Genomic DNA, 3,702 nt, shown 5'->3' on the forward strand with positions numbered 1-3,702 from the left:
GGTGAGCCGGGTCAGGTGGGCGATCCGGCGGCCGATGGTCCGGACGTGCGTCTGGGCGGCCCGCTCGCCGGGCAGGCCGAGCCGCTCGGCGAGCGGCGCCCACAGCTCGGGCGTGATCCGGTCCGTCGCGCGCCCGGCGAGGTCGTGCACGTGGTCGCGCAGGTCGAGGAGGTCGAGACGGCTGCGCTCCACCTCCGCGTGCGGGACGTCGACCAGCCAGGTGGCGACGATGGCCTTGAGGTTGGTCGCGTCGCGCAGCCCGCCGGCCGCCTCCTTGAGGTCCGGGACGCTGGCGTGGGCGAGCTCCCCCATCATCGCGTGGCGCTGGACGACGAGCTCGCGGAGCTCGGGCAGCCGCTCGCGGGCGTGGCGGCGCCACTGCGCCAGCACCTCGCTGCGCAGCCGCAGCGACTGGCCCGGATCACCGGCGAGGTGCCGGGTGTCGAGCAGCCCGATCGCAACGCGGATGTCGGCGGCCGCGGCCTCGAGCATCTCGGGGAAGGAGCGGACGGAGTGGTCGAGGCGTACGCCGGAGTCCCAGAGGGGATACCAGAGCCCGCTGGCCAGCTCTCCGATCCCGGCGTCGTCGCCCTCTCCGTCGTGGACGAGGACGACGTCGAGGTCGGAGTAGGGAGCGAGCTCGCCGCGGCCGTACCCTCCGACCGCGACGAGCGTCGCTCCCGACGTTCCCGAGGCGTCAGCCGACTCGAAGGCCGACCGGCACAGAGCGTCGGCCTGCGCCGTGCGCTCCGCGCGTCCGTTGGCGCTCACGGGCGCCTAGGGCGTGACTCCCCATTCGGCCGAAGCGCATCCGGCGGCGTCCGCGCCCGATCCGGCAAGGCGGAGGCGCGAGAGCGCAGCGGGCTGCGCTGAGCGCCGACAACGCTGCCGGTCGGGATGCGGCGCCGGCGGAGCGCCGGCCGAATGGGGAGTCACGCCCTAGATCGCCGACTCGTCCTTGTCGCCGGTGCGGACGCGGACGATGCCTTCCAAGGTGGAGACCCAGACCTTGCCGTCGCCGATGCGACCGGTCTGCGCGCTGCTCACGATGGTGTCGACGACCGCGTCGGCGTCACCGTCGGGGACGACGATCTCGATCCGGATCTTCGGCACCAGGGCGACGTCGTACTCGGCGCCTCGGTAGACCTCGGTGTGGCCCTTCTGCCGGCCGTAGCCGCTGACCTCACTGACCGTCATGCCGGTGACGCCGACGGCTTCGAGAGCGACGCGGACGTCCTCCCACTTGTGCGGCTTGATGACCGCGGTGACGAGCTTCATGCGACTCCTCCTCGTAACGGCCGGCTAGAGAGCGGCACCGTCGCGGTCGCCGGTGCGAACCCGCACGACCGTCTCGATGCCGCTGACCCATACCTTGCCATCGCCGATGCGACCGGTCTGCGCGGTCTTCACGATCAGGCCTACCACATCGTCGGCGTCGCCGTCCTCGACGACGATCTCGATGCGGATCTTGGGGACCAGCGCGATGTCGTACTCGGCACCGCGGTAGACCTCCGTGTGACCCTTCTGCCGGCCGTAGCCGCTGACCTCGCTGACCGTCATGCCGGTCACGCCGAAGGTCTCCAGGGCCTCGCGGACGTCCTCCCACTTGTGCGGCTTGATGACCGCGGTCACCAGCTTCACGCGAGGACCCCCGTGCCGCCCGCGATGTCGTAGGCGGCCTCGCCGTGCTGGTCGGCGTCGATGCCCTCGACCTCGGCCTCGTCGCTGATCCGCCAGCCGAGCGTGTACTTGATCGCCAGGCCGATGATCGCCGTCGCGATGCCGGACCAGGCGATGGCGACGAGCGCGCCGAGGGCCTGGTCGCCGAGGGAGCCGAAGCCCCCGCCGTAGAAGAGGCCGTCGACGCCGCCGGCGCCGTCGGAGGTGGAGAAGAGGCCGATGAGCACGGTGCCGACGATGCCGCCGACGAGGTGGACGCCGACGACGTCGAGGGAGTCGTCGAGGCCGAACTTGAACTTCAGGCCCACCGCCCAGGCGCAGATGCCGCCCGCGATCGCGCCGATGGCGATCGCGCCGACCGGGTCGACGGCGCCGCAGGAGGGCGTGATGGCGACCAGGCCGGCGACGATGCCCGAGGCCGCGCCCAGCGAGGTTGCCTTGCCGTGGATGAGGCGCTCGACGACGAGCCAGCCGAGCATGGCGGCCATCGTGGCGATCGTCGTGTTGGTGAAGGTGCGGCCGGTCTCGCTGAAGAACTGCTGGAGATTGGCGGCCGCGCCCGACTCGGTGCTCCAGTCGTCGCCGAAGACGATCGAGCCGACGTTGAAGCCGTACCAGCCGAACCAGAGGAGCCCGGCGCCGATCATGGTGAGCGGCAGGCTGTGCGGCTTCATCGACTCCTTCATGAAGCCGGCGCGCTTGCCGACGATGATCGCGAGGACGAGGCCCGCGACACCGGCGTTGATGTGGACCGCCGTGCCGCCGGCGTAGTCCTGGGCGCCGATCTTGGTGCAGATGAGGGCCTTGTCGCTGCAACTGAAGACCATGTGGGCCAGCGGGAAGTAGGAGAGCGTCACCCAGAACGGGAGGAAGACGATCCAGGCGCTGAACTTCACCCGGTCGGCGATCGAGCCGCTGATCAGCGCGGCGGTGATCGCCGCGAAGGTCAGCTGGAACATGACCCCGATGTAGGAGTCGCTGCTGACGTCCTTGAGGCCGAAGAGGTCGAAGGGATTGGCGAAGAACGTGCCGTCACCCGGGCCGAAGGACTCCGACCAGCCCCAGAGCACGTAGATGATGCCGACGATGCCGACGGCGACGAAGGACATCATCATCATGTTGAGGACCGACTTCGAGCGCGTCATGCCGCCGTAGAAGAGGGCGAGCGCCGGAACCGTCATCATCAAGACGAGGGCTGTCGCCACGAGCATCCAGGCGTAGTAGCCGTCCACGAAACCTCCAGGTGATTGGTCGAGCCCTCACCATCGTGGCCGGAGGTTTCGATGCCGCGCGCCACTTGTTTCAGGAAGGTAACAGGTTCCCGGAACGAGGCGGGCTCGCGCTCGGCACGCTCCGCTAGGGTTCACGATCGTGGCCCGACTTGCCGTGATGGCGAACTTCGACCCCGAAGGCGGGATCGGCCCCCACGTCCGCCGCCAGGTCGAGGCGCTGGCTGCCGGCTTCGAGGACGTGGTCGTGGTCAGCACGAGCGAGCTCACCGAGTCATCGCGGGACTGGCTCCGCGCGCGCGTGCGGCTCATCGAGCGCGCCAACTACGGCTACGACTTCTTCTCCTACAAGGCCGGCCTGGAGTCGGTGCCGGAGGCGACGCTGCAGGCGTACGACGAGGTCGTGCTCTGCAACGACAGCTACGTCGGCCCGCTGCGCGACTACGCGCGGATCCTCGAGGAGATGTCCTCGCGCGACGCCGACTTCTGGGGCCTCACCGAGACCGACCGCGTCGCTCACCACGTGCAGAGCTTCTTCGTGGCCTTCCGGCCGTGGACGGTCGGCTCGCAGGCCTTCCGCGGCTTCTGGTCGGGCATGGAGCCGCTCTCGGACCGGATGAAGGTGATCCGCCGCTACGAGGTCGGCATGTCGACCACCCTGTACGCGGCGGGCCTCCGGTCGGCGTCGTACTTCGTCGAGAGCGACGCCGACCGCGCGGTCGCGCGCGAGCGGGTCGAGTGGTGGGCGGCCCACCGCGGCGCGCTGCGCGGCAAGGCCAACCGCGCGCGGCAC

Annotated in this window: 5 protein-coding genes; 1 reads left to right on the forward strand and 4 read right to left on the reverse strand. The window is 70.2% G+C overall.

The genetic code is table 11. The annotated features are described in order from the left end of the window. The 4 genes from QM572_RS06565 to QM572_RS06580 all read right to left on the reverse strand — a co-directional run. Positions 1-771, reverse strand: a 771-nt coding sequence (locus QM572_RS06565) for a nucleotidyltransferase domain-containing protein (protein WP_415091285.1), incomplete at its 3' end; no start/stop codon positions are given. Positions 772-939: 168 nt separating this feature from the next. Next, on the reverse strand, positions 940-1,278 hold the full coding sequence (locus tag QM572_RS06570) for a P-II family nitrogen regulator (protein ID WP_415091287.1): 339 nt from the start codon (positions 1,276-1,278) through the stop codon (positions 940-942). 24 nt (positions 1,279-1,302) lie between these two features. Continuing rightward, entirely contained in the window at positions 1,303-1,641 is a 339-nt protein-coding gene (locus QM572_RS06575; RefSeq protein WP_415091289.1) for a P-II family nitrogen regulator, read from the reverse strand. Continuing rightward, positions 1,638-2,912, reverse strand: a complete 1,275-nt coding sequence (locus QM572_RS06580; protein ID WP_415091291.1) for an ammonium transporter — start codon at positions 2,910-2,912, stop codon at positions 1,638-1,640. Before QM572_RS06580 ends, QM572_RS06575 begins: the two co-directional genes overlap by 4 nt. A gap of 139 nt (positions 2,913-3,051) precedes the next feature. Here QM572_RS06580 and QM572_RS06585 point away from each other — a divergent pair. Continuing rightward, positions 3,052-3,702, forward strand: a 651-nt coding sequence (locus QM572_RS06585) for a rhamnan synthesis F family protein (RefSeq protein WP_415091293.1), incomplete at its 3' end; no start/stop codon positions are given.

This window comes from Nocardioides sp. (assembly GCF_047607365.1).
Taxonomy (GTDB): Bacteria; Actinomycetota; Actinomycetes; order Propionibacteriales; family Nocardioidaceae; genus Nocardioides.